General features: G+C 68.6%; 22 protein-coding genes. 15 read left to right on the forward strand and 7 right to left on the reverse strand.

Annotated features, from left to right (window positions below):
* Positions 1-4: 4 nt before the first annotated feature.
* From RM543_RS16245 to RM543_RS16265, 5 genes are read left to right on the forward strand one after another with little or no spacing between them, the layout of a single operon-like run.
* Entirely contained in the window at positions 5-1,564 is a 1,560-nt protein-coding gene (locus tag RM543_RS16245) for an AMP-binding protein (protein WP_432280473.1), read from the forward strand.
* Positions 1,561-2,733 carry a thiolase family protein gene (locus RM543_RS16250; RefSeq protein ID WP_311693539.1) on the forward strand — a complete coding sequence of 391 codons (1,173 nt, stop codon included), beginning with the start codon at positions 1,561-1,563 and terminating at the stop codon, positions 2,731-2,733. The genes RM543_RS16245 and RM543_RS16250 overlap by 4 nt, the downstream gene beginning before the upstream one ends.
* Positions 2,730-3,977, forward strand: a complete 1,248-nt coding sequence (locus RM543_RS16255) for an SDR family NAD(P)-dependent oxidoreductase (RefSeq protein ID WP_311693541.1) — start codon at positions 2,730-2,732, stop codon at positions 3,975-3,977. Before RM543_RS16250 ends, RM543_RS16255 begins: the two co-directional genes overlap by 4 nt.
* Entirely contained in the window at positions 3,974-4,756 is a 783-nt protein-coding gene (locus tag RM543_RS16260) for a cyclase family protein (protein WP_311693543.1), read from the forward strand. Before RM543_RS16255 ends, RM543_RS16260 begins: the two co-directional genes overlap by 4 nt.
* The gene (locus tag RM543_RS16265; RefSeq protein ID WP_311693545.1) at positions 4,753-5,478 is read left to right on the forward strand and encodes an SDR family NAD(P)-dependent oxidoreductase; all 726 of its coding nucleotides are present in this window, start codon (positions 4,753-4,755) and stop codon (positions 5,476-5,478) included. Before RM543_RS16260 ends, RM543_RS16265 begins: the two co-directional genes overlap by 4 nt.
* Before the next feature lie 4 nt (positions 5,479-5,482).
* On the opposite strand, the gene RM543_RS16270 is transcribed toward RM543_RS16265, so the two are convergent.
* From RM543_RS16270 to RM543_RS16285, 4 genes are all read right to left on the reverse strand, one after another.
* Positions 5,483-6,070 carry a hypothetical protein gene (locus RM543_RS16270; protein WP_311693548.1) on the reverse strand — a complete coding sequence of 196 codons (588 nt, stop codon included), beginning with the start codon at positions 6,068-6,070 and terminating at the stop codon, positions 5,483-5,485.
* Positions 6,071-6,311: 241 nt separating this feature from the next.
* Positions 6,312-8,297 (reverse strand): copper amine oxidase, encoded by a 1,986-nt coding sequence (locus RM543_RS16275; RefSeq protein WP_311693550.1) that lies wholly within the window; start codon positions 8,295-8,297, stop codon positions 6,312-6,314.
* A gap of 23 nt (positions 8,298-8,320) precedes the next feature.
* Entirely contained in the window at positions 8,321-9,727 is a 1,407-nt protein-coding gene (locus RM543_RS16280) for an aldehyde dehydrogenase family protein (RefSeq protein WP_311693552.1), read from the reverse strand.
* A gap of 108 nt (positions 9,728-9,835) precedes the next feature.
* Positions 9,836-10,801 carry a helix-turn-helix domain-containing protein gene (locus RM543_RS16285; RefSeq protein WP_311693554.1) on the reverse strand — a complete coding sequence of 322 codons (966 nt, stop codon included), beginning with the start codon at positions 10,799-10,801 and terminating at the stop codon, positions 9,836-9,838.
* 240 nt (positions 10,802-11,041) lie between these two features.
* Here RM543_RS16285 and RM543_RS16290 point away from each other — a divergent pair, with 240 nt between their 5' ends.
* From RM543_RS16290 to RM543_RS16325, 8 genes are all read left to right on the forward strand, one after another.
* Positions 11,042-11,539: an acyl-CoA thioesterase gene (locus RM543_RS16290; protein WP_311693556.1), complete on the forward strand. Its 498-nt coding sequence runs from the start codon at positions 11,042-11,044 to the stop codon at positions 11,537-11,539.
* A gap of 57 nt (positions 11,540-11,596) precedes the next feature.
* On the forward strand, positions 11,597-12,544 hold the full coding sequence (locus tag RM543_RS16295; protein ID WP_311693558.1) for an ABC transporter permease: 948 nt from the start codon (positions 11,597-11,599) through the stop codon (positions 12,542-12,544).
* Entirely contained in the window at positions 12,541-13,362 is an 822-nt protein-coding gene (locus RM543_RS16300; RefSeq protein WP_311693560.1) for an ABC transporter permease, read from the forward strand. Before RM543_RS16295 ends, RM543_RS16300 begins: the two co-directional genes overlap by 4 nt.
* Complete coding sequence (locus RM543_RS16305) at positions 13,359-14,930, forward strand: ABC transporter ATP-binding protein (protein WP_311693562.1); 1,572 nt, start codon at positions 13,359-13,361, stop codon at positions 14,928-14,930. The genes RM543_RS16300 and RM543_RS16305 overlap by 4 nt, the downstream gene beginning before the upstream one ends.
* Before the next feature lie 147 nt (positions 14,931-15,077).
* Positions 15,078-15,506: a putative signal transducing protein gene (locus RM543_RS16310; protein ID WP_311693564.1), complete on the forward strand. Its 429-nt coding sequence runs from the start codon at positions 15,078-15,080 to the stop codon at positions 15,504-15,506.
* A 72-nt stretch (positions 15,507-15,578) separates the two neighbouring features.
* Positions 15,579-15,896 carry a hypothetical protein gene (locus tag RM543_RS16315; protein ID WP_311693566.1) on the forward strand — a complete coding sequence of 106 codons (318 nt, stop codon included), beginning with the start codon at positions 15,579-15,581 and terminating at the stop codon, positions 15,894-15,896.
* A complete protein-coding gene (locus tag RM543_RS16320) occupies positions 15,893-16,909 on the forward strand; it encodes a P1 family peptidase (RefSeq protein WP_311693568.1) in 1,017 nt (338 codons plus the stop codon). The genes RM543_RS16315 and RM543_RS16320 overlap by 4 nt, the downstream gene beginning before the upstream one ends.
* 93 nt (positions 16,910-17,002) lie before the next feature.
* Positions 17,003-18,481, forward strand: coding sequence for an NAD-dependent succinate-semialdehyde dehydrogenase (locus tag RM543_RS16325; RefSeq protein WP_311693570.1), 1,479 nt, complete (start codon positions 17,003-17,005; stop codon positions 18,479-18,481).
* Positions 18,482-18,680: 199 nt separating this feature from the next.
* On the opposite strand, the gene RM543_RS16330 is transcribed toward RM543_RS16325, so the two are convergent.
* The gene (locus RM543_RS16330) at positions 18,681-19,001 is read right to left on the reverse strand and encodes a hypothetical protein (RefSeq protein WP_311693572.1); all 321 of its coding nucleotides are present in this window, start codon (positions 18,999-19,001) and stop codon (positions 18,681-18,683) included.
* Positions 19,002-19,166: 165 nt separating this feature from the next.
* On the opposite strand from RM543_RS16330, the gene RM543_RS16335 reads away from it, so the two are divergent.
* Complete coding sequence (locus RM543_RS16335; RefSeq protein WP_311693574.1) at positions 19,167-19,757, forward strand: LysE family translocator; 591 nt, start codon at positions 19,167-19,169, stop codon at positions 19,755-19,757.
* Between the two features lie 3 nt (positions 19,758-19,760).
* On the opposite strand, the gene RM543_RS16340 is transcribed toward RM543_RS16335, so the two are convergent.
* On the reverse strand, positions 19,761-20,099 hold the full coding sequence (locus RM543_RS16340; protein ID WP_311693576.1) for a nuclear transport factor 2 family protein: 339 nt from the start codon (positions 20,097-20,099) through the stop codon (positions 19,761-19,763).
* 116 nt (positions 20,100-20,215) lie between these two features.
* On the opposite strand from RM543_RS16340, the gene lepA reads away from it, so the two are divergent.
* Complete coding sequence (gene lepA / locus RM543_RS16345) at positions 20,216-22,018, forward strand: translation elongation factor 4 (protein WP_311693578.1); 1,803 nt, start codon at positions 20,216-20,218, stop codon at positions 22,016-22,018.
* 110 nt (positions 22,019-22,128) lie between these two features.
* On the opposite strand, the gene RM543_RS16350 is transcribed toward lepA, so the two are convergent.
* Positions 22,129-22,266, reverse strand: a complete 138-nt coding sequence (locus tag RM543_RS16350; protein ID WP_311693580.1) for an entericidin A/B family lipoprotein — start codon at positions 22,264-22,266, stop codon at positions 22,129-22,131.
* Positions 22,267-22,306 lie beyond the last annotated feature (40 nt).

Below are 22,306 nucleotides of genomic sequence, written 5' to 3' on the forward strand. Positions count from 1 at the left end.
CATAATGCAGGTTCTGCCGGAGACGGCCGGGATCTACGGGATCGCGCCGGGGGAGATGACGTATCGCACCGCGGCGGAGCGGACCGGCGATCTGCGGGCGGCGTTCGAGGCGGCGGGGTACCGGGCCGGGCAGCGGGTGATGCTGCTTCTCGAGAACCGCCCGGACTTCTTCCTCTACTGGCTGGCACTGAACGCGCTGGGGCTCTCCGTGGTGCCGGTGAACCCCGATCTGCGCGCGGCGGAGCTCGAATACATGGCCGCCCATGCGGAGCCGGCGCTCGCCATCGCGGTCCCCTCCCGCGCGGAAGAGCTGCGTGCGGCGGGGGAGGCTGCTGGCGTGCCGTTCGGCGTCACCTCGCCGGGAGAGCCGCTGCCGGCGCCGCGCGGTGAGCCTGTCTTCGACGCCGGCGGCGCCCCTGAGGATCGCGAGGCGGCGATGCTCTATACCTCGGGCACCACGGGCCGGCCAAAGGGCTGCGTCCTGCCCAACACGTACTTCCTCGAGGCAGGCCGATGGTATTCCGAGGCCGGCGGGGTCTGCGCGCTGCGCGGCGACGTGGACGGGGCGGGCGAGCGGATGCTGACGCCGCTGCCGATCTTTCACATGAACGCGATGGCCTACTCCTTCATGGCGATGATCGCGGTCGGAGGCTGCCTGATCGCGCTCGACCGGTTCCACCCCCGGAGCTGGTGGACCTCGGTGCGCGAGAGCGGGGCCACCTGCCTGCATTATCTCGGCGTCATGCCGTCCATGCTGATGGGCGCGCCGGAGGGGCCAGGGGACCGGGACCACAAGGTGCGCTTCGGCTTCGGAGCGGGCGTCGATCCCAAGCTGCATGCCCCGTTCGAAGCGCGCTTCGGCTTTCCGCTGATGGAAGCCTGGGCGATGACGGAAACGGGAGCGGGCGCCGTGATCGCGGCCAACCGGGAGCCACGCCGGGTGGGGGAGGCCTGTTTCGGTCGCCCCGGCCCGGACCTCGAGGTGCTGATCGCGGGCGAGGGCGGAGCGCCGGTCGATCCCGGCGCGCCGGGGGAACTGCTGGTGCGGCACGCCGGCGCGGATCCCCGCCACGGCTTCTTCAGCTCATACTGGAAGAACCCCGAGGAGACCGCCTCGGTCTGGGAGGGCGGCTGGTTCCACACCGGGGACATCGTCCGCCAGGAGCCGTCGGGGGACATGGTCTTCGTCGACCGCAAGAAGAACGTCATCCGCCGCTCAGGCGAGAACATCGCCGCCGTGGAGGTGGAATCGGTGCTGATGCGACACCCCGGCATCGACGCGGTCGGCGTGGCCGCCGTGCCGGACGAGGTGCGGGGCGACGAGGTCTTCGCGTGCATCGTGGCGGCGGGCGGAGCGGAGGCGCCGGCGGAGGAGATCGTCGCCTGGGCGCTGGAGCGGATCGCCTATTACAAGGTGCCGGGCTACATCGCCTTCGTGAAGGAGCTGCCCCTGACGGCGACCAACAAGATCCAGCGGGCGGCGCTGAAATCCCTCGCCGCCGAGCTGCTCGCCGATCCCGCCACCGCCGATACCCGTGCCCTGAAGAAGCGACAGACGGCATGAGCAGGCGCCAGCCCTATGACGGCGTCGTTCTCGCCGCGCCCTGCAGCGTGCCTTACGTCCGCTATTCGACCGAAACGGCGCATCACTGGCTCGCCCGCGCCCTGAAGGGGACGCTGGATGCCGGTGGCCTCGCCAAGGAGGAGATCGACGGTTTTTCGGTCGCCTCCTTCACGTTGTTTCCGGACACGCCCGTCGGCCTCACCCAGCATTTCGGGCTGACCCCGCGCTGGCTCGACAGCATCCCGATGGGCGGGGCGAGCGGCGTCGTGGCGCTGCGCCGTGCGGCACGGGCGGTTCAGGCCGGGGACGCCGATATCGTCGCCTGCATCGCGGGGGACACCAACCAGATCGACAGCTTCCGCAAGCTCCTGTCCAGCTTTTCCCGCTTCGCGATGGATGCGGCCTATCCCTACGGCTACGGCGGGCCGAACGCGATGTTCGCGCTGCTGACGGACCGCTACATGCAGGACTACGGCGCGACCCGCGAGGATTTCGGGCGGATCTGCGTGGCGCAGCGGCAGAACGCCCTGCGCTACCCGCAGGCGATCATGCAAAAGCCGCTGAGCCTCGAGGAGTATCTCGCCGCGCGCCCCATCGCCGATCCGATCGCGCTCTTCGACTGCGTGATGCCCTGCGCCGGAGCGGAGGGGCTTCTGGTGATGCGGCAGGAGGAGGCGGAGCGCCGGGGGCTGCCCCATGCGCATCTCGCCGCCACCATCGAGCGGCACAACGCATTCCCCGATGATCCGATGCAGCTCCGCGGGGGCTGGGCGATGGATGCGGGCGAGCTCTGGGAGATGGCGGGCGCGGCGCCGGAGGATATGGATCTCGTCCAGACCTACGACGACTACCCGGTGATCTCGATGATGCAGTTCGAGGATCTCGGTTTCTGCGCCAAGGGCGAGGCGCCGGCCTTCCTGCGCGGGCGGGACCTGACCGTGACCGGCGATCTGCCGCACAACACCTCCGGCGGGCAGCTCTCGGCAGGGCAGGCGGGCGCGGCAGGGGGCTTCATCGGCCTCGTCGAGGCGCTCCGGCAGGTGACGGGGCAGGCGGGGCCGACGCAGGTTCCGGGCGCCCGGCGCGCCCTCGTCTCGGGGTTCGGGATGATCAACTACGACCGCGGCCTGTGCTCCGGCGCGGCGGTTCTGGGCGGAGGTGCCGCATGAGCGATCCCCTCTCGCGCCCTTCGAAGAAGAACCCGCAGACGCCGCTCCGCGTCCCCGCCCTGCCGCCAGAGGCGCGCAGCCGCGCTGCGATGGGCCTGACCGCCGCGGCCGCCGAGGGACGCTTTGCGCTCCAGCACTGCGCGGAGTGCGGCGCCGTCCAGTACCCGCCGCGCGATGCCTGCCACGCCTGCCTCTCGGTGGACCTGCCCTGGCGGGACACCGATCCCGCTGGCACTCTTCTGGCCGATACCTTCGTGCGCGCCTCGCCCAATCTCTACTTCCGCGACCGTGTGCCGTGGAGGACAGGCACGGTGCGGCTCGATGCCGGGCCCTCGATCGTTGTGCATGTCCACGGCGATTGCGAGCGGGGCGCGCGGGTGCGGGTGATCAGCCGGCTCGACCGGGCCGGGCAGGGCGTCCTGATGGCGCTGCCGATGGAGGAGACCCCGAACATGGCCGACGACCCCCAGCTCCGCGAGCTGACGGCGGACCCGAAGCACCGGCGCATCCTCATCACCGATGCCCGTCAGGACACCGCGCCCGCACTTGCCCGCGCGCTCCTGGCCGCCGGCGCGGCGGAGATCATGGTGGGCGAGGCGGAAGGCTGGCGGCCCTGGCCGGGGCGGGAGCGGCTCGCGGCGATGGAGGGCGTGTCGCTTCTGCCGCTCGACGTGACCGACACCGCCTCGGTGGAGACCCTGGCCGGCGAGATCGGCGGCAAGACGGACATCCTGATCAACAATGCCCGTTTCGTGCGGCCGGGCGGGCTCCTCGGCGGCGATCCCGGCTTCGCGCGGCAGGAGATGGAGGTCGCATATTTCGGCCTGATGCGGCTTGCGCAGGCCTTCGGGCCAGCGATGCGCGGACGGGGCAGCGACGGGGTCCGCAGCGCCGTCGCCTGGGTCAACATCCTGTCGGCGCACGCGCTCTCGAACGACCCCGCCTACGGCACCTTTTCGGCCGCGAATGCCGCGGCGCTGTCGCTGTCGCAGACCCTCCGCGCGGACCTTCGGCCGGGCGGGCTCAGGGTCCTCAACGTCTTCGCCGGTCCCACCGAGGACGACTGGCACCAGGCGGTTCCGCCACCCAAGGTCACCGGCGGCGCCATTGCCCGCTCGGTGGTCGAGGGCTTGCGGGACGGTCTCGAAGAGGTCTTTTGCGGCGACGTCGCCCGCGACCTGCGCGACCGCTGGAGGCAGGCCCCCAAGGTCCTCGAGCGAGAACTGACGGGAGGCGCCCCATGAGCGTGCTTCAGGACCTGGCGCTTGCCCTCTCCGGCGGCGATGTCGAGGTGGTGGACCTGACCCACACCCTCGATCCCGACTTTCCGGTCATCGTGTTGCCACCCGAATTCGGCCAATGCGCGCGGTTCCGGATGGAGGAGGTCTCCGCCTACGATCACCGCGGACCGTCGTGGAAATGGCACGACATCTCCATGTCCGAGCATACCGGCACCCATTTCGATGCGCCGTCCCACTGGATTTCCGGCCGCAACGTCCCCCATGGCAGCGTGGACGAGATCCCGCCCTCCGCCTTCGTGGGGCCGGTCTGCGTGATCGACTGTTCGGAAGGGGCGGCACGTGACGAGGATTACGAGCTGACCCCCGAAGTGATCGAGGCGTGGGAGGCCGCGCACGGCCGCATCCCCGAGGATGCCTGGGTCCTGATGCGCACCGACTGGTCGAAGCGCACGGGCGCGGCCTACATCAACCTGCGCGAGGACGGCGCCCATTCGCCGGGGCCGACCCCCGCCGCGATCCGCCTTCTCGTCGAGGAGCGGAACATCCGCGGCTTCGGCACCGAGACGGTGGGCACCGATGCCGGGCAGGGAAGCCATTACGATCCGCCGTTTCCGGCGCATCACACGCTCCACGGTGCCGGCAAGTACGGTCTGCAATGCCTCAAGGGGCTGGACCGTCTGCCGCCGACAGGCGCGGTCCTCATGGCCGCACCTCTCAAGATCAGGAACGGCACCGGAAGCCCCCTGAGGGTACTGGCGCTCATCGAGAAGGATCGCGCATGACCGGGTACACGGCCGTCATAACGGGCGGAAACAAGGGGATCGGCGCCGATCTCGCGAAGCAGCTTCTGGAGCAGGGCTACAAGGTGATCTCCGTCGCCCGCCATGCGCCGGAGACGGAGATGGACGGGCTGGAGCATGTCGAATGCGACCTACTCGATCCCGAGGCGGTGGAGCGCGCGGCGGCGGACATCGCAAGCCGGCACGAGGTCACGCACCTCGTCCACAATGCCGGCGTCATCTGGCCGAACCTCGTCGAGGAGGCGAAGCCGTCCGACATCACCGGCCTTGCGCAACTGCACCTCGGCTCCGCGCTCACGCTTCTGCAGGCCTTCCTGCCGGCAATGAAGGCGCGGAGCTTCGGACGGGTAATGTTCAACTCCTCCCGCGCTGCGCTCGGGGCTGCAACGCGGACGGCCTATGGCGCGAGCAAGGCCGGTATGATCGGCATGGCGCGGACATGGGCCCTCGAACTGGCGCCGCACGGGATCACGGTGAACGTGGTCGCACCGGGGCCGATCCTGACGGACAACTTCTGGGGCATCGTCGAGAAAGGTAGCCAGCAGGAGGACGACCTGGCCCGCCGCATCCCGGTGGGGCGTCTCGGAACCGTGGAGGACGTGACCCGCGCGTTCCTCTTTTTCTGTGATCCGCTGAACGGCTTCGTGACGGGGCAGACGCTCTATGTCTGCGGCGGTGCGAGCGTGGGCAGCGTACCGATCTGACGGGTCAGGCCCCCGGTTCCGGCTCCCGCCCGTGCGCTCCAAGGGCGAGGGGGAGGGCATGGAGCCCGCTCTGCCCGCCCGCGCGCGCTATGAGGGCGTGGCGGGTGGCGAAGAGGGCGAGGATCGGCAGGCCGGTCTCGACGAAGCGCGTCGCCTCGACCGTGAAGGTCCAGACGATTCCGGCGAGGCTGACGGCGAGCAGGATCATCGATGCGCGGCGAGCGTCCGGCCCGGGGACGCCGACGAAGCCGCCGCCCTTGCGCAATGTCAGGACAAGGCCCGCCCCGAAGATCGCAACGAGGACCAGGGATTGCGACTGCGCGACTAGGCTGTCCGCCAGAGCGTCCCGGCCGAGGAGCAGCATCCCTTCGGCGAGAGGCGTGATCAGGGCAAGGTAGAGGTTGATCCCGAGGATGATCGGGTGCGGCCGGAGCCGGCGCGACAGGTAGGCGGCCGAGACGATTGCTGCGAGAAGGGCACCGCACCAGCCGGCGACCCGAAGATCCCCGGTCTGTCGCAGCAGCGCGAAGAAGGCGAGGGACGGGGCGTTTTCGAAGAGCGGTCGCAGGCGCCCGTGCCACGGCTCCGGCATGTCGAGGATCCCCTTGCATCGGATTGTCCGAGAAGACGTGGGCGGGGCGGATGCTGTCAAGGGCGGGTGCGAGAGCGCGGAGGCGTGTCGCCCGGCCCAGGTGCGCCCCTCTTTCGGTCCGGGACCGCCTTCGGCGGGGGCATTTCCCAGAAAAGACGCAGGGCGCGCGCAGGCCCCGGAAATGGAAAAAGGGCGCGCGGGTGTTTCCCGCGCGCCCTCGATCACCGGTCTGCTTCTTCCGTCAGTCCATGCGGGTGTTGATCGCGGGGTTCAGCGAGAAGAAGTTGTTCGGGATGATGTGGACCTGCTTCCACTCGGTCGACATCACCGGCCAGTCTTCCAGCCGCGGGATGTGGTGGAAGCCTGCGGTGAACCACGTCACCACATCCTCGCCCGCGAGCGGCTTGTCCTCCTTCACCCACTCGGCCAGCGTGTCGGAGCCGTCGCTTTGCAGGGCGAACTTGCCGCCGGCATAGCGCTGCTCGGGGTTATAGACCGTGTTCCAGACCGAGTACTCGATGTAGGCGTTGCGCTTCATCGGGGGATCGTTCTGGAAGTCGTACGGCCCGTAGGCGATGCTGCCGTGGTGGATCATGTAGGACGGGATATGCCCCAGCGGGCCTTCGCGATCGTTGTTGTAGATCGTGAAGTAGCGCTTGTTCATCGCGCTGATGCGATAGCGCGCTTCCATTTCCGAGGCCGGGACCGACTTCTGCACTTCCCACATCGAGCGGCGCGGGCTGTCCGCTGAAAGCTCGGCCGGCACGATGTCCAGCGTGGCGAACTCGTTCACCGGCTGGTCGATGTCGAAATCGAGGCGGAAGTTGAAGTAGTGGTCATGGTTGGAGGCCACGAGGTTCGGAGCGATGAGGGTGCCCCATTCGGTATCCTCGGCAGCGGTCTCGTCGTCCAGGTGCTCCGTGGCAACGCCCTTGACCGCGTCGAGGCCGGTGGCGCCGATCATGATCCGCATCTGGCCGTTCTGCTCGAAGCGGTAGTCGATCAGGTAGTCGTAGTTCCCGACCTCGGAGGCGGTGCGATAGACGAGCTCGGTGGCCGGGCGCCCCTCGGCGGGGACCGGGTTGTCCGGCGTCTGGGCGAAGACCTCGTAATGCCGCCAGGCGGGGTCGCCGATGTTGCGCTCGAAGATGCAGATCGCGTCCGGGATCTCCAGCGGGTTGCCCATGTCGTCGGCGATGAGAGCCGGCATGTAGGTGGCGTATTCGGGACAATCGACGCCCGGCGTCAGGGGCGTGAGGAAGAGGCCGAAGCCGTATTCGCCGCTGTCCATGTAGGTCCGCCAGTACATCCCCGACGTTGGGTCCATGTAGGGCACGAAGACCTCGGAGAGATGCGCCTGGTAGAGCACGGAGCGCCATTCGTCGCCGTCGCGCACCTCGATCTGCGACAGGACCGGGCCGGGGCGCTTGTCGATGCGGTGGCGGAAGCGCCACATGTCCCACTCCACCTGACTGCCGTCCATGGTGAAGTTGGGCCCGCCCTCCTGGGAGAGCTTGGCGGGATTGCCGACGGGGCGCAGCTCCATGCGTTCGGCGATCTCCTCCTCGGTGTACCCCCAGGGATCCTGCGGAATCGGCACGTTGCCCTCGTCGACGACGCGGATCGCTTCGCCGGTGTTCAGGTCGACCACGGCGAAGAGGCCTTCCACGGGCTTGGCGTAGAAGTTGGAGCCCTCGGGGTTGAGGTAGCACGGCACCTTCATCAGGCGGTTGCCGTCCTCCTCGCCGGTGAAGAAGTTGCCGGCGGTGAGCGGCAGGCAGAAGACATCCTCGGGCGTCAGGCCGCGCGACTCGAGCCCGGTCACCATGTCGGGATGCGAGAGCGCGCCTTCCATCGCCGAGACGAATTCCTGGAACAGGATCATCGGCTGGCCGGTGACGGGCTCGGTGCTTTCCACCTCGCCGGTGGTGAGGTTCACGGTCGCCTCGACGAACCCGTCGCCCCCCTCCGGGGCGCTCATGTGGACCATCGCGCGGCGGGCGAGGTCGTCGCCCTCTTCCCAGTCGAGGACAGCCGATTTCTCCGGCTCGATCAGTTCGATCAGCGGATAGAGCGTCTCGTCCGTGGCGATCTCGGCATCGCGGAGGATTTCGTTGATCCGCCCGTATTCCTCGCCCGACAGGCCGTCGAGCGGGTGGGCGATGGCGCCGGTCGCGCCGATCAGCAGCGTCGCCGCGCTGCCGGCAAGAAGTGATCTCAATCTCATTGCGGTCTCCCTGTTATAGCCGTTCAGCTGAACAGCACTTGAATGTTGGTGTATTCCTCGAGGCCTTCCTCGCCGAACTCGACGCCGATGCCGGAGGCCTTCATGCCGCCGAAGGGGGCGTTCGGCTGGACCATGCCATGCTTGTTGATCCAGACGGATCCGCATTCGAGGCGCTGGCCGACCTTGCGGGCCGCCTCGATGTCGCTCGACCAGACGGAGCCGCCGAGGCCGGCGGGATTGGCGTTGGCCATCGCGATCGCGTCCTCAACGTCGCTGTACTTGATGATCGGCAGGGCCGGGCCGAATTGCTCCTCGTCCACGAGGGAATCGCCGTTCTGCAGCCCGGCGATGAGGGTGGGCGGGAAGAACAGGCCCTCGCCGGGCTCACCGCCGAGCAGCACGTCTCCCTTCGCGCTGGCCTCGGCGACGAGGCGGGAGAGCTTCTCGTGCTGCATCCGGTTCTGGACCGGACCGAGGATGGAGCCCTCGTCCATCCCGTCCCCCACGGGGATCGTCTTCGCGAACTCCACGAGGGCCGCGCAGACCTCGTCGTGGATGCTCTCATGCACGTAGAGGCGCTTCATCGCGGCGCAGGTCTGGCCGTTGTTGATGAAGCCGCCCCAGAAGAGGCCCTCGGCGATCTGCGCCGGGTCGGCGTCGGCCAAGACGATGCCGGCATCGTTGCCGCCGAGTTCCAGCGTCAGGCGCTTCATCGTTTCCGCAGCGGAGCGCATGACCTTCTGGCCGGTGGCGCACGAGCCGGTGAAGACGATCTTGGCGATGCCGGGATGGGCGGACATCAGGCCGCCGAGGTTCTCGGCCCCGTCGTCGCCCGTGACGACGTTGACGACGCCGGCGGGCAGCACCTCGTTCATGATCTGCACCAGCCGGAGCGTGGACAGCGGCGTGAGCGGCGAGGGCTTGATGACGACGGTGTTGCCGGTCCGGAGCGCCGGGATGACGTGCCAGATCGCGATCATCAGCGGGAAGTTCCAGGGCGTGATCGAGCCGACGACGCCGACGGGCTTGCGGTGCAGCTCGACGCGCCCCTCGTTGTTGTCCTGAAGCACCTTCATCGGCAGGGAGAGGCCGGCGGTGTAGCCCGCCCAGGCCTGCGCGCCGCCGACTTCCCAGCGTGAGCCCAGGCCGTTGAGCGGCTTGCCCTGCTCGGCGGTGATGATCTGCGCCAGCTCGTCGGCATGCTCCGCGATCTTCGCCGTGACCGCTTCGCAGGCTGCCTTCAACTCGTCCTCGGGCGTCTGCGACCATGTCTTGAAGGCTCGCTCGGCGGCGGCCACGGCAGCGTCCAGCTCCGCCTTGCCGGCAATCGGCGCGCGTCCGGCGACCTCACCCGTGGAGGGGTTCAGCACATCGAAGGTCTCGCCGGTGGCGTGGGCCTTTCCGTCGATGGTCAGCTCGAAACTCAGCATTCATGCTCCTCCCAAAGCATCGGGCCCGCCGGGATGCGGGCTCCTCATGGGGAGCAGTCTAGGGAGGCGACAGGGCTGGTCTTGGACTCCGGCGCCATATGAGATGGCCTAGGGCGACAGGGGCGGCCGGGCCGCGCCCGGAGAGACGCCGAAGCGTTTGCGGAACGTGCGGTAGAAGTAGGACAGATCGTTGAAGCCCGACTCAAAGGCGATGGTCGAGACGCTGTCCGCGCGGGAGGCCGGCGCCTCGAGCCGGGCGCGCGCCATGTCGAGCCGGATCGCCATCAGCCGTTCGCTTGCCGTTTCGCCGAGAGCCGAGAAATGGCGTTGCAGCGTGCGGGGGGAGACAGCGAGATCGTCCGCGAGCTCGGCCGGGCCGAAGCCGGCATCGTGACAGCGCCGCTCCATGATCGCCAGTGCGCGGGAGAGCACCGCCTCCTCGCGTTTCTCCGCCATGCCGGTCTGGGTCTCGATGCAGCGCAGATACGCGCCGAGGAGGCTGAGGAGCGCTTCGCCGAGATGAGGGGCCGCGACGGCGTCTTCGATGAAGAGCTTGGCGAGGACCGCCCGCATGGCGAGGAAGAGGGGATCGTCCCGGTCGATCCCGAGCCCCCCGGTGCAGGCCGGGCCGAAGCGATGCAGCATCTCTTCCCGCGGCAGGTGGAGCGAAACCTGCCGCGCGTGCTGTCCGGCATAGACGAAATCGGAGGGCTGCGCGGAATCGACGAGGAACATGTCCCCCGGCTCGAGCAGGTGCGACTTGCCCGACTGGTGGATGCGGCAGGTCCCCTTGTCCTGCACGATGAGGAAGAGGTGCCCGCCGGGATCGTCGCGGATCATTCGCGCATCCCGCATCACCCGTTCGGCGTCGCACGAGACCACCGCGGTCTCGAACCGCGACAGGTGCAGGCGGGAGGCCGTCCCGGCGACGAGACCCTGCCCCCGAAGGCTGGGCTCGATGCCGAAATTTCCGCAGATCGCGCGGATCGTGCTTGAGAATTCCTCGACCGGTCGCTGCCGTGCGTGCGTCGGCGCCGTGTCGACCAGGGGAGCGTGCCGCGTCGCGATGGTCATTGGCCATGTTCCTCGAAAACGGCCCCGCCCCTCCGCTCGGAGCGCGGCCGGCTGGGTCCGAAGCGTAGGGTGCCGCCGGCCATCCGGCAACTCCTTCCCTCGGCCGGGCCGTCTCCTCCGCTCTGAAACGCGCGCCGCCCCGGGGCCCGCGCAGGCGGGACTTTCAAAATGCGCGAGGGGCCTGTACTTCAAGCCGGCCTGCCCGGATCTGTCTTCCGGGCACAGGTGGAAGGGATCCGGATGACGCGTGACAAGACGCTGGAGATGACGGAGCTGATGACGCCGGACATGGCGAATTTCAGCGGCAAGGTGCATGGCGGTGCGCTTCTGAACCTACTCGACCGCGTCGCCTTTTCCTGCGCCTCGCGGTACTCGGGCAAGTATGTCGTGACGCTCTCGGTCGATCAGGTGACGTTCAAGGAGCCGATCCTCGTGGGCGAGCTCGTCACTTTCCGCGCCACGGTCAACCATACCGGCCGCAGCTCGATGGAGATCGGCATCCGCGTCGAGGCGGAGAACATCCGGGAGGGCACGCGGCGGCACACCAATTCCTGCTACTTCACCATGGTCGCCGTGAACGAGCTCGGCCGCCCGATCGAGGTGCCCGCGCTGAAGGTCGAGAGCGAGAACGACGACCGCCGCTGGCGCGCGGCCAATGTCCGCCAGTCCCTGCGCAAGGAGTTCGCGGCGCGGATGGAGAAGGCCAAGGCGTCCGGCGGTGAGAGCGAGGGGGCGTGAGACCGCTCCCGTGCCGGCGGGATGGCCCCGGCCGTGCTCCGGCGCTAGCCTGAGGCCATGCTGCGCTTTGCCGCCTCACGCCTGCTGTCGCTGGTGCTGTCGCTCGTTGCGGCGAGCATCGCGATCTTCCTCGTGATAGAGGTCATTCCCGGCGATCCGGTCTCCTACATGATGGGCATGGGCGCGTCTCCCGAGGCGGCGGCGGCTCTGAGGGCCGAACTGGGCCTCGGCGGCGGGATCGTGGAGCGCTATCTTGGCTGGGTGTCCGGCATGATGCGGGGCGACTTCGGCATCTCCTATACCTACCGCGTGCCGGTGGCGGAGCTGGTGGCGCAGCGTTTGTGGGTGTCCGTTCCGCTGACGCTCTACGCCCTCGCGCTCTCCACCCTCGTGGCGCTTCCCGTCGGCATCCTCGCCGCATCCCGCCGCGGCCGTCCCGCGGACTGGGCGGTGATCGGTGCGACGCAGATCGGCATCGCGGTGCCGAATTTCTGGTTCGCCATGCTCCTCGTCATCGCCTTCGCGATCGTCGTCCCCCTCTTTCCGGCAGGAGGTTTCCCGGGATGGGAGGGCGGTCTCTGGCCCGGCCTTCGCGCGCTGACCCTCCCGGCCGTCGCGCTTGCGCTTCCGCAGGCCTCCATCCTCGCCCGCGTGATGCGCTCCGCGCTGATCGAGACGCTGTCGCAGGATTACATCCGCACCGCCCGCGCCAAGGGCCTGAGCGAGGGGCAGGCGGTGCGCCGCCACGGTGTGCGCAACGCGCTGATCCCCGTTCTCACCATCGTCGGGCTCCAGTTCTCCTTCCTGCTGGCGGGCGCGGTGATCATCGAGAACGTCTTCTACCTTCCCGGCCTCGGGCGGCTGATCTTCCAGGGCATCACCCAGCGGGACCTGATCGTGGTCGAGAGCGTGGTCATGCTGCTCGTCTTCTCCGTCATCCTCGTGACGTTCGCGGTCGACCTCGCCTACGCCCTTGCCGATCCGCGGCTGAGGCGGCGGGCATGAAGGTCCCGGTCCAGCTTGGGGTCGGCGCCGCGCTGACGGCGGTGTTCGCGCTGGCCGCGCTCGTCTCCTTCGTCTGGACGCCGCATGACGTGACCCAGATCGTGGTGTCGCAGAAGCTGCAGGCGCCGGGCGGGGGGTATCTCTTCGGAACGGATCACCTCGGGCGGGACGTCCTCTCGCTTTTGATGGCCGGCGCCCGGACCTCCATCGCGGTCGCGCTCGTGGCGGTGGGGATCGGAGCCGGGATCGGCGTGCCCCTGGGGCTTCTCGCCGCTGCCGGACGGGGGCGGCTCCTCGACGAGGTGGTGATGCGGGGGAACGACCTGATCTTCGCGTTTCCGTCCCTCGTCATCGCGATCCTGATCACCGCCGTCCTCGGCCCCTCCGCGGTCAACGCTATCATCGCCATCGGCATCTTCAACATCCCGGTCTTCGCCCGCGTGGCGCGGGGCGGGGCGCTGTCGATCTGGGGCTTGGACTTCATCATGGCCGCGCGGGCGGCGGGCAAGGGCGCGGCGCGCATCTCCGCCGAGCACATCCTGCCCAATATCGCGAACCTGCTGATCGTCCAGGCGACCATCCAGTTCTCCCTCGGCATCCTCGCCGAGGCGGCGCTGTCCTATATCGGCCTCGGGGCGCAGCCGCCGGTTCCCTCCTGGGGACGGATGCTGGCCGAGGCGCAGACCTACTTCTACGCCGATCCCCGTCTCGCCGTCCTGCCCGGCCTCGCCATCGTCCTCACGGTCCTGGGCCTCAACCTGATGGGGGACGGATTGCGGGACATGCTCGATCCGCGCCTGAGGCGGGACGCGCTATGAGCCTTCTGGAGATCGACGCGCTCCGCCTCGATATCGGGTCGTCCCCGATCCTGTCCGGCGTGTCGCTGAGGGTGGAGCCGGGCAGGGTGCTGGGGCTGGTGGGCGAAAGTGGATCCGGCAAGTCGTTGACGGCGCTGTCGGTGATGCGGCTCCTGCCCGGGGGCGCGCGGCTGACGGGCACGGCGCGGCTTGGCGGCGAGGATCTGGTGACGGCGTCCGAGCGGCGGCTGAACAGGGTTCGCGGCGCGAAGGTCGGGATGATCTTCCAGGAGCCGATGACCGCGCTGAACCCGGTCCAGACCATCGGCCGACAGGTCGCCGAGACCCTGCGCATCCACGGCGCGGGGCGCGGCGAAGCGATGGAGCGCGCGGCCGAACGGCTCGCCCGCGTCGGCCTCGGTCCGGAGCGCTTTCCCCTCTCGCGTTACCCGCACGAGCTGTCGGGTGGCCAGCGCCAGCGGGTCTGCATCGCTCTTGCCATCGCGCTTCGTCCCGATCTGCTGATCGCGGACGAGCCGACCACCGCCCTCGACGTAACCACGCAGGCGCGCATCCTCGATCTCTTGCACGGCCTCGTGCGGGAGGAGGGGATGGGGTGCCTCTTCATCTCCCACGATCTCGCGGTGATCTCCCGCATTGCGGACGACGTCGCCGTGATGAAGGACGGCCGGATCGTGGAGGCCGGGCCCGTCGCCGATGTCCTGAGCGCGCCGCGCCAATCCTACACGAAGGCGCTTCTGGAGGCGGCCGGCCATGCGCCGGCTCGCAGGTCCGGCCCGGCGGCGACGCGAGAGATCCTGCGCGTCGATCGCGCCGAGCGGCATTACCCCGGCCCGCGCCGCGGGCTTTTCGGGCGCGGTGCGCCGGTGCGTGCGGTGGACGGGGTTTCGTTCTCGCTGGCAGAGGGGGAGACGCTGGGGCTCGTCGGCGAATCCGGCTGCGGCAAGTCGACCCTCGCCCGGACGATCCTCGGCCTCGAGCCGCTGGACGCCGGACGGATAGAGCTCTTCGCTCAGGAGATGGGCCCGTCCTTCCCGGGAAATCTCAGGGCCGGGGCGCAGATCGTGTTCCAGGATCCGTTCGCCAGCTTCGATCCCCGGTGGCGCGTGCACCGGCTGGTCTCCGAGCCGTTCCACCTCGTGCCGGATGCCCCGACGGGGGAGGCGCGGATGGAGCGGGTTCGCGAGGTGCTGACCCGGGTCGGCCTGTCGCCGCAGGATGTCGTGCGGTATCCGCACGAATTCTCCGGCGGCCAGCGGCAACGCATCGCCATCGCCCGTGCCATCGTGACGGGGCCCCGGCTCGTGGTGCTGGACGAGGCCGTGTCTGCCCTCGATGTGCGCGTCCGTTCGCAGATCCTCGACCTTCTGGCGCGGTTGCGGGACGAGCTCGGCCTTGCCTATCTCTTCATCGGGCACGACCTGTCCGTCGTCCGTGCGATCTCCGACCGGGTTCTCGTGATGAAATCGGGCCGGATCGTGGAAGAAGGCCCGGCGGAGCGCGTCTTCGGCGATCCGCAGCATCCCTACACGCAGGAGCTCCTCGCCGCCGCTCCGGCCCTTCGGTGATGGTGCACGGCTGCGCCGGCCCTGAGGGCGCGGCAGGGCGCGGGATCCGTCTGCTGGGAGAGCGGGGCCTGCGGTCTATATCGGCCTGTCAGGATTGCCGCTGGACGACCCTTCCCGGCGGCGACCGGATCGAGGACAGTCTTTGCAATGTCAGGTTTCACCGGATTTGCGCGCGTCGCCTCAGCCTATGACCCTTTGGAGGTCACGATGGCCGTCGCCCTCCTCGAAGGCGCCAGCTTCACCGTCCTGACCCCCGGCCTGAACCTCCATCAGGTCGTCCCGATGAACGCGATGGCCTTCGGGCCCATCCCGATCCTCGTTCCGGACGCTGAGGCCGAGGCGGCGCGGTCCCTTCTCGAAGCGACCCGGCCCGGCGGATGCGAGGGGCCGGGGGACGGGGCGGAGGGGGCCGCCGGGGGGGATGCGGGCGAGAGCGGCGACCCCCGCTTAAGAGGGCTCCGGAGCAGACTCGTCGATCTCGTCTTCTTCGCGATGTCTGGCCTGTCCTTTCCGAGGGATCGTCTGTCGGTCGACGGCCGCTTGAGGCGTCCGCCAGAGACGCCTCCGGAGACGTGACGTCCGGCCGCCCGGCTCCCCCGTCACATGGGCCCCCTTGCGCCCGCAGCGTCCCGGTGGTCCTTTGAGGTCATGCGACAGGCGGCGGACGTGACGGTTTACATGGGCGAGTTCGACAGCCAGCCGCTTGTCTTCGCGCATCTGGGCGATGCGATGCCCGGCATCGATCCCGGCGAGGTGGACGTGATCTGCAAGGCCGATCCGGGACCGCGCCTGCGCCATGTGTTCGAAGCGTCCACGGCGGAGGCCATCGAGGATGCGATGGGGCTCTTCACCGCGCTCGTGCTGATCTTTCCCGAGGCGACACGGGATGCCGTCACGCTTCCGGACGGAACGGCCCGGCTCGTCTGCCTCGGTACCTTCCCCGGAAGCCGGAGGCGCCCCGGATGAACGCAAGGTCGCGGCCCGGCCCGCTCAACCTCATCACGGACGTGGGCGGTCTCCTCGTCGGCAATGCCGGGGACGACGCGCTGAAATCCGGCGTCACGGTCCTCACCGGCGACCGGCCCTTCACCGCGGCGGTCCACGTCATGGGGGGCGCGCCCGGTACGCGGGAGACGGACCTTCTGGCGCCGGACAAACTGGTCACGGAGGTCGACGCGTTGGTCCTGTCGGGCGGGTCCGCCTTCGGTCTCGATGCGGCGGGCGGCGTCATGGCCGGATTGCGCGCGGCAGGGCGGGGGTTCGCGGTGGCGGGGCAGCACGTGCCCATCGTGCCCGCGGCAATCCTGTTCGATCTTGCGAATGGCGGGGACAAGGACTGGACCGAAAGCCCCTATACAGACCTTGGCCGCGAAGCTCTTCGGGAGGCGGGGACCGGGTTCGACCTCGGGCGCGAAGGCGCCGGGCTCGGCGCGATGACGGCGACGACGATGGGCGGGCTCGGCTCCGCCTCCCTCGTCCTGCCCTGGGGCGCGACCGTGGGGGCGCTCGTCGCGGTCAACGCGCTGGGCAGCGCCACCATTGACGGCGGTCGGCACTTCTACTCGGCGCCCTGGGAAATCGGCGGGGAGTTCGGCGGGCTCGGCCCGGCGATGCCATCGGATCCGGCGGCGCGCCCCGTGACCAAGGCGGACGGGGCGGCAGGCGGCGGACAGGGCGCCTCGACCACGATCGCCATCGTCGCGACCGATGCGAAGCTGAGCCAGGCGCAGGCGCAGCGCATGGCCATCGCGGCGCATGACGGCATGGCCCGCGCGCTCGTCCCCTCCCATACACCGCTCGACGGGGATCTGGTCTTCGCCGCGGCGACGGGGGAGGTGCCGCTCAGTGATCCCGTCATCGGTGCGCTCGACCTCGGCCACGCCGCCGCGACCTGCCTCGCCCGCGCCATTGCGCGGGGCGTCCATGCCGCACGCCCGCGGCCCGGCGATCTCCTGCCGTGCTGGTCCGATCTGTCCTGAAGCGGCGGCGGACCGGTCCCTGTCCGGCGGCTGGCATTGCGGACGTCCCCTGCTAGGTTGCCTCCCAAGATTCCCCTTGGAGAGGGCCCAAGAATGCTCGACGCTGCAAGCACCCTGAGAAACCGACTGTCCGATGCCGACCTGCTTCGCGAGCAGGCCTTCCTCGCCGGGGAGTGGTCGGACGCCGAGGGCGGCAAGACGTTCGGCGTGACCAACCCCTCGACGGGGGAGACGATCGCCGAGGTCGCCGACCTCTCCCGCGCGGACGTCGCCCGAGCCCTCGATGCCGCCCATGCGGCGCAGACGGAATGGGCCGCGCGAACCGCCAAGGATCGCGCCCAGGTGCTGCGCAAGTGGTTCGACCTCATGATGGCGGCGCAGGACGACCTCGCCGCGATCATGACAGCCGAGCAGGGCAAGCCGCTCAAGGAATCGATGGGGGAAATCGCCTACGGCGCGTCCTTCATCGAGTGGTTCGCCGAGGAAGGGCGCCGGATCTACGGCGAGACGATTCCCGGCCATGCGCCCGACAAGCGGATCACCGTGATCCGTCAGCCCATCGGCGTCGCGGCGGCGATCACGCCCTGGAACTTCCCGAACGCGATGATCACCCGGAAGTGCGGGCCTGCGCTCGCGGCGGGCTGCGCGTTCGTCGTGCGCCCCGCGTCGCAGACACCGCTCTCGGCGCTGGCCATCGCGGTCCTGGCCGAGCGGGCCGGGATGCCGAAGGGGCTCTTCAGCGTGCTCACGTCGAACAGCGCGAGCGCGATCGGCAAGGAGTTCTGCGAGAACCCCGTGGTTCGCAAGCTGACCTTCACCGGCTCCACCGAGGTCGGCCGGATCCTGCTGCGGCAGGCCGCGGACCAGGTGATGAAGTGCTCGATGGAGCTTGGCGGCAACGCGCCGTTCGTGGTTTTCGACGACGCCGATCTGGATGCGGCGGTCGAGGGCGCGATCATGTGCAAGTTCCGCAACAACGGCCAGACCTGCGTCTGCGCCAACCGGATCTACGTCCAGGAGGGCGTGCGCGATGCCTTCTCGCAGAAGCTCGCGGCGCGGCTCTCGGAGATGAAGGTCGGCGACGGGTTCGAGGAGGGCACCGATTTCGGCCCGCTGATCGACAGCGCGGCAGTGGGCAAGGTCAAGGCGCATATCGCCGATGCCACGTCCAAGGGGGCCGAGATCGTCATGGGCGGTTCGGGTCACGAGAAGGGCGATCTGTTCTTTCAGCCGACGATCCTGTCGGGCGCGACGCAGGACATGGCCTTCGCGACCGAGGAGACCTTCGGGCCGCTGGCACCGATCTTCAGCTTCAGGACCGAGGAGGAGGCGATCGCCCTCGCCAACGACACGATATTCGGCCTCGCCGCCTACTTCTATGCCCGCGACTATGCCCGGATCATTCGCGTTCAGGAGGCGCTTGAATACGGAATCGTCGGCGTGAATACCGGCGTCATTTCGACCGAGGTCGCCCCGTTCGGCGGCGTGAAGCAATCGGGTCTGGGGCGCGAGGGCAGCCGTCACGGCATCGAGGATTACCTCGAGATGAAGTACATCTGCACGAGCCTCTGAAAAGGCGGGGGCCGGGGCCCGCGCTTCGGCTCCCGAAGGACGTGTGCCGGGATCGCAGGCCTGCCCGGGCACACGTCCGGTTCGAGGTTCGGCGCGCGGTCCTGCCGGTCAGGCCCTCAGGCAAAACGAAAGGCGCGCCCCGCTCTCTAGCGGAATGGCGCGCCCGTGTTCGACCGGCATGATTCGCCCGGAGGGCGTATCAGCCCCGGCAGACGGAGGCGGCCGTGTTGCCGAACGCCTTGTAGCGGAGCCAGAAGCTGCTGTGGTCGGCCCGGCCGGATTGACGCGTGTCCTGCGCCTTCTGGGGGTCCTTGAAGAACTTGGACGCCATTCGCTGGTCGCCGCGGGTCAGCATCTGGTCCGCAACGCGCTGGATGCAGCCGCAGAGCGGGCGGGAGCCGGGGCGTTCGCCACTCATGCAGGCGCGCTCGATCTGCTTTGCGCCGGCCTCGGAGGGCATGGTGGTCGCAAGGGGCAGGGCCAGCGCCATCGAAAGCGCTGCTGTCGTGATAATCTTCATGTCATCGCCTCGTTCGGTTGGGCCCCCCGTCTTTAGCGCGGGGATGCCGGATCAACGTGCACATAGTCGTGCCCGAGATACCGCCAATTTTCAACGATTCCGTTAATGGCTCGCGGCGATGTGCAGCCTCTGGTGCCGTCACGAGGGTTGCGGCATAGATTGCGCATGCCACTCGACCTCCTCCTTGCCCTGTTCGGCTTCGCGCTGGCCTCCGCCTGTACCCCGGGACCGAACAACACGATGCTCCTCGCCTCGGGCGCCAATTTCGGCTTCCGGCGCACGCTTCCGCACATGGCCGGCGTCGCCCTGGGCTTTCCGCTGATGGTGCTGGCGATGGGGCTGGGGCTGTCGGCGGTGTTCGAGGCGCTGCCGACCTTGGCGGCGATCCTCAAGGCGGTGTCCTTCGCCTACCTTCTCTATCTCGCCTGGAAAATCGCGACCGCCGCTCCCCCGGAGGAGGGGGCCGAAAAGGGCCGGCCGCTCTCCTTTTTCCAGGCGGCGGCCTTCCAGTGGGTGAACCCGAAGGCCTGGGCCATCGCGCTCTCCGTGGTCGCGGCCTACGGCGCGCAGGACGTTCCAATGCTTCTCGGCATCGCGCTGATCTTCGCCGCGGCGGGCTGCGTCTCCACCACGGGATGGACCGTCATCGGGCAGCAGGCCACGCGCCTTCTGTCGAGCAGGCGGCGGCTGGTGATCTTCAACCGGATAATGGCGCTCCTGATGGTCGCGTCCCTGGTCCCCGCGATGCTGGGCTAAAGCCTACTCCGCCGGGGTCTGGTGGTGAGACACGAGGCACCAGCGATCCTCCGAGCGGCGGTAGCAGGAGGTGCAGAGCGCGCGGTAGGGCTCACCTCCCTCCCGGCTCGCCTCGGCGCGGTAGGCCAGGACGGCGGTGCCATCCTCCACCAGTGCCGATCCTTCCAAGAATGCGACCTCGGACCAGCGCGGCGCGGCCTGAAGCCCCTCGATGATGGCGCGGCCGGTGAGAATGCCGACCGGATCGGGAAAGACCATCACGGCGCCTTCAGCCGTCGCCTCTTCGTAGTGCTTCTGGCCGCTCAGCCAGAAATCGCGCTCCGCGCTCCACAACTCCTCCATCGGCCGCTCCCGTGCTGCTTCGGTACCTGGACCGAACGCCGCAAGCCCCCCGGCAGGTCCCGCGGGCAGATGTGCAGGGCATTGACCGTGCGCCAAAACGCCCGCATATCCACGCGATGACCGAGCTTTCGCGCATCCGCAATTTCTCCATCGTCGCCCATATCGACCACGGGAAATCCACCCTGGCCGACCGGCTGATCCAGCTGACCGGAACTGTCGCCGAGCGCGACATGAAGGAGCAGCTCCTCGATGCGATGGACATCGAGCGCGAGCGCGGGATCACCATCAAGGCGAACACCGTCCGCATCGAGTATCCGGCGCAGGACGGACATACCTACGTCCTCAACCTGATCGACACGCCCGGTCACGTGGACTTCGCCTACGAGGTCTCCCGCTCGATGCAGGCCGTCGAAGGCTCGCTCCTCGTGGTGGACGCGACCCAGGGCGTCGAGGCGCAGACCCTCGCCAACGTCTACCAGGCCATCGATGCGAACCACGAGATCGTCCCCGTCCTCAACAAGATCGACCTGCCCGCCTCCGAGCCCGAGCGCGTGAAGGAGCAGATCGAGGACGTGATCGGCATCGAGGCACACGACGCGGTGGAGATCTCCGCCAAGACCGGCCTCGGCATTCCGGATGTCCTCGAAGCCATCGTGAAGCGCCTGCCGGCGCCGGCGGCCGGCGATCCGGGCGCGCCCCTGAAGGCGATGCTCGTCGATTCGAAGTATGACCAGTATCTCGGCGTCATCGTCATCGTGCGGATCATCGACGGCACCCTGAAGAAGGGCGACCGGATCCGCATGATCAAGACCGGCGGCACCTACGACGTCGACGATGTCGGCGTCTACCGCCCCGCCATGACCTCGGTTCCGTCGCTCGGGCCGGGGGAGATCGGCTATCTCAACGCCTCGATCAAGCAGGTGCGGGACACGCGGGTCGGCGACACGATCACGCTGGAGAAGCGGCAATGCGAGACTGCGCTGCCGGGCTTCAAACCGTCCGTGCCGGTGGTGTTCTGCGGCCTCTTCCCGGTCGATACGAACGACTTCGACGACATGCGCGACGCCATCGAGAAGCTTGCGCTGAATGACGCCTCCTTCTCCTACGAGATGGAGACCTCCGCCGCGCTCGGGTTCGGCTTCCGCTGCGGCTTCCTCGGTCTGTTGCACCTCGAGGTGATCCGGGACCGGCTTGAGCGCGAATACGACATCGAGCTGATCACCACGGCGCCCTCCGTGATCTTCCACGTCTACAGCCGCGACGGCGAGATGACCGAACTGCACAATCCGGCGGACATGCCGGACCCGGCGACGATCGACCATATCGAGGAGCCGCGCATCAAGGCGACGGTTCTCGTGCCGGACGAGTATCTCGGCGACGTGCTCAAGCTCTGCCAGGACCGCCGCGGCATCCAGATGGATCTGACCTATGCCGGGACGCGGGCGATGGTGGTCTATGACCTGCCGCTCGCGGAGGTGGTGTTCGACTTCTACGATCGCCTGAAATCGGTGACCAAGGGCTACGCCTCCTTCGACTACCAGATGCTGGGCTACCGCGAGGACAACCTCGTGAAGATGCAGGTGCTGGTGAACGACGAGCCGGTGGACGCGCTCTCCATCATGGTCCACCGCGACCGTGCCGAGGGCAGGGGCCGCGCGATGTGCGAGAAGCTGAAAGAGCTGATCCCGCGCCACATGTTCAAGATCCCGATCCAGGCGGCCATCGGGGGTCGGGTCATTGCCCGCGAGACCCTCTCCGCCATGCGCAAGGACGTGACCGCCAAGTGTTACGGCGGCGACGCCACCCGGAAGAAGAAACTTCTTGAAAAGCAGAAGGCCGGCAAGAAGAAGATGCGGCAGTTCGGTAAGGTCGAGATCCCGCAGGAAGCCTTCATCAACGCGTTGAAGATGGACGGCTGAGCGCTTCCGCTGGACCGCGCGCCGACGGGCGCCGTACTGAAGTCAGATGCAAGAAGCCCCGCTCCGGTGATCCGGGGCGGGGCTTTTCGCGTCTGGAACTGGCCTTCGGTTCAGAGGTCGTTCTGAACGTCCTGGGCTGCGCCTTCGACGGCTTGGCCGGCGCTTTGAATGTCCTCGCCGGCACCGCCGACGGTTTCGCAGGCGGAAAGGGCGAAGAGGCCGAGAAGGGCCACGATGGTCATGCGCATGTTCTGTCTCCCGTATTGATTGGCAGGACAACGCAAGGAC

It is taken from the genome of Tropicimonas omnivorans, from assembly GCF_031846565.1.
Classification (GTDB): Bacteria; Pseudomonadota; Alphaproteobacteria; order Rhodobacterales; family Rhodobacteraceae; genus Tropicimonas_B; species Tropicimonas_B omnivorans.

Coding starts and splice junctions, on each gene's coding strand:
- RM543_RS16260 (WP_311693543.1), top strand. CDS start 3,974: ATGAGCGTGCTTCAGGACCTGGCGCTTGCCCTCTCCGGCGGCGATGTC.
- RM543_RS16310 (WP_311693564.1), top strand. CDS start 15,078: ATGTCAGGTTTCACCGGATTTGCGCGCGTCGCCTCAGCCTATGACCCT.
- RM543_RS16275 (WP_311693550.1), bottom strand. CDS start 8,297: ATGAGATTGAGATCACTTCTTGCCGGCAGCGCGGCGACGCTGCTGATC.
- RM543_RS16350 (WP_311693580.1), bottom strand. CDS start 22,266: ATGCGCATGACCATCGTGGCCCTTCTCGGCCTCTTCGCCCTTTCCGCC.
- RM543_RS16335 (WP_311693574.1), top strand. CDS start 19,167: ATGCCACTCGACCTCCTCCTTGCCCTGTTCGGCTTCGCGCTGGCCTCC.
- RM543_RS16330 (WP_311693572.1), bottom strand. CDS start 19,001: ATGAAGATTATCACGACAGCAGCGCTTTCGATGGCGCTGGCCCTGCCC.
- RM543_RS16255 (WP_311693541.1), top strand. CDS start 2,730: ATGAGCGATCCCCTCTCGCGCCCTTCGAAGAAGAACCCGCAGACGCCG.
- RM543_RS16270 (WP_311693548.1), bottom strand. CDS start 6,070: ATGCCGGAGCCGTGGCACGGGCGCCTGCGACCGCTCTTCGAAAACGCC.
- RM543_RS16340 (WP_311693576.1), bottom strand. CDS start 20,099: ATGGAGGAGTTGTGGAGCGCGGAGCGCGATTTCTGGCTGAGCGGCCAG.
- RM543_RS16305 (WP_311693562.1), top strand. CDS start 13,359: ATGAGCCTTCTGGAGATCGACGCGCTCCGCCTCGATATCGGGTCGTCC.
- RM543_RS16290 (WP_311693556.1), top strand. CDS start 11,042: ATGACGCGTGACAAGACGCTGGAGATGACGGAGCTGATGACGCCGGAC.
- RM543_RS16300 (WP_311693560.1), top strand. CDS start 12,541: ATGAAGGTCCCGGTCCAGCTTGGGGTCGGCGCCGCGCTGACGGCGGTG.
- RM543_RS16250 (WP_311693539.1), top strand. CDS start 1,561: ATGAGCAGGCGCCAGCCCTATGACGGCGTCGTTCTCGCCGCGCCCTGC.
- RM543_RS16285 (WP_311693554.1), bottom strand. CDS start 10,801: ATGACCATCGCGACGCGGCACGCTCCCCTGGTCGACACGGCGCCGACG.
- RM543_RS16315 (WP_311693566.1), top strand. CDS start 15,579: ATGCGACAGGCGGCGGACGTGACGGTTTACATGGGCGAGTTCGACAGC.
- RM543_RS16265 (WP_311693545.1), top strand. CDS start 4,753: ATGACCGGGTACACGGCCGTCATAACGGGCGGAAACAAGGGGATCGGC.
- RM543_RS16320 (WP_311693568.1), top strand. CDS start 15,893: ATGAACGCAAGGTCGCGGCCCGGCCCGCTCAACCTCATCACGGACGTG.
- RM543_RS16280 (WP_311693552.1), bottom strand. CDS start 9,727: ATGCTGAGTTTCGAGCTGACCATCGACGGAAAGGCCCACGCCACCGGC.
- RM543_RS16295 (WP_311693558.1), top strand. CDS start 11,597: ATGCTGCGCTTTGCCGCCTCACGCCTGCTGTCGCTGGTGCTGTCGCTC.
- lepA (WP_311693578.1), top strand. CDS start 20,216: ATGACCGAGCTTTCGCGCATCCGCAATTTCTCCATCGTCGCCCATATC.
- RM543_RS16245 (WP_432280473.1), top strand. CDS start 5: ATGCAGGTTCTGCCGGAGACGGCCGGGATCTACGGGATCGCGCCGGGG.
- RM543_RS16325 (WP_311693570.1), top strand. CDS start 17,003: ATGCTCGACGCTGCAAGCACCCTGAGAAACCGACTGTCCGATGCCGAC.